This is a genomic window from Kitasatospora sp. NPDC059571 (assembly GCF_042735675.1).
Taxonomy (GTDB): domain Bacteria; phylum Actinomycetota; class Actinomycetes; order Streptomycetales; family Streptomycetaceae; genus Kitasatospora.
This window is the reverse complement of sequence record NZ_JBHWBW010000634.1, coordinates 1-1,150: the sequence shown is the minus strand read 5'-3', so window position 1 is coordinate 1,150 and position 1,150 is coordinate 1. Positions and strand designations below refer to the sequence as shown.

Sequence of the window (1,150 nt, the reverse complement as noted above, 5' to 3'; positions counted from 1 at the left end):
GACCGCTCGTCTCGTGGGATGTGAGTGGGGTATCCGAGACAGGCCGGGCCGATCGGGGGTGGGGACGGTGGAGCGGGGTCAGACCTCCAGGTCGGCCTCGATGCGCTTCAGCTGATGGCGGGCCATCGCCAGGTTGGCGCGGCCCTTCTCCAGGGCCAGGTACAGGAACAGGCCCTTCCCGGAGCGGCTGGTGAGCGGGCGGATCAGGTGGTACTGGGTGCTCAGGGTGATAAGGATGTCGTCGATCGCCTCGTTCAGGTTCAGCATCTCGATGGCCCGGACCTTGGCGCGGACCACGTCCGTATTGCCGGCCGCGGCGACGTTCAGGTCGAGCTCGGTGCCGCCGCCGATGGTGCCGAGTGCCATTCCGCTGTTGTAGTCGACGAGGGCTACGCCGATGGTGCCCTCGATCGAGCTCATCGCGTCCTTGAGGGAGTGCTCGGTGCTGGCCATGGGGGATTCCTTCCGTGGTGGTGCTGTCGGTGTCGTACTCATGGGTGGAGCTGGTCGGTGGGGGAGGGACGGGCCGGCGGTCAGGGGCGGTCGGACCGCTCCAGCGCGGCGTCGGCGAGGGCCGCGATCCGTCCGCCGGCCCGGCGGGCCTCGAAGTGCAGCCGCCCGACGTTGGCGTCCGGGCCGGCGAAGAGCGTCAGGACGACGTGTCCGCCGGCTGCGTAGGTGGCGGTGTAGCCGTTCTCGCCGCGGGTGAGCAGCTCGCGGAAGCCGCCCTGGCCGCTCGCCTCGATCAGCCGCGCGCCGACGCCGAGCGCGGCCGCGGTGAGCGCGGCGAGGCCCTCCGGCTCCAGCCCGTCCGTGTCGTGGGCGACCACCAGTCCGTCGGTGGTGGCCACCAGCCCGCCGGTGAGGTGCGGCACGGTGGCGCGCAGGCCGCGCAGCTCGGTGAGCACCTGGGGTTCGGGGATCATCGGCGACCGCCTTCCGGTGAACTGGCGCAGGGCACGCTTCATGACACGGGCCGGCGGGGCGTGCGGGCGGGTGGGACGCTCACAGTCGGGCCTCCAGGGCGGCTCGGATCCGGAGCAGCAGGGCGATCTCCGGATCGGGCGGGATGTCGGTCGATCCGAGCGGCGGCAGCACCACCTGCGGGGCGGCCTGGGCGGCCCCGGCCTGGGCGGGCACCCGGCCGGGG

General features: G+C 72.9%; 2 protein-coding genes. Both read right to left on the bottom strand.

Translation table 11 applies throughout. The features are described from left to right. Nucleotides 1–78 precede the first annotated feature (78 nt). Nucleotides 79–453: a hypothetical protein gene (locus ACFV0G_RS36955; protein WP_380557440.1), complete on the bottom strand. Its 375-nt coding sequence runs from the start codon at nt 451–453 to the stop codon at nt 79–81. Nucleotides 454–533: 80 nt separating this feature from the next. After that, nucleotides 534–926 (bottom strand): roadblock/LC7 domain-containing protein, encoded by a 393-nt coding sequence (locus ACFV0G_RS36950; RefSeq protein WP_380557437.1) that lies wholly within the window; start codon nt 924–926, stop codon nt 534–536. Nucleotides 927–1,150: the final 224 nt, after the last annotated feature.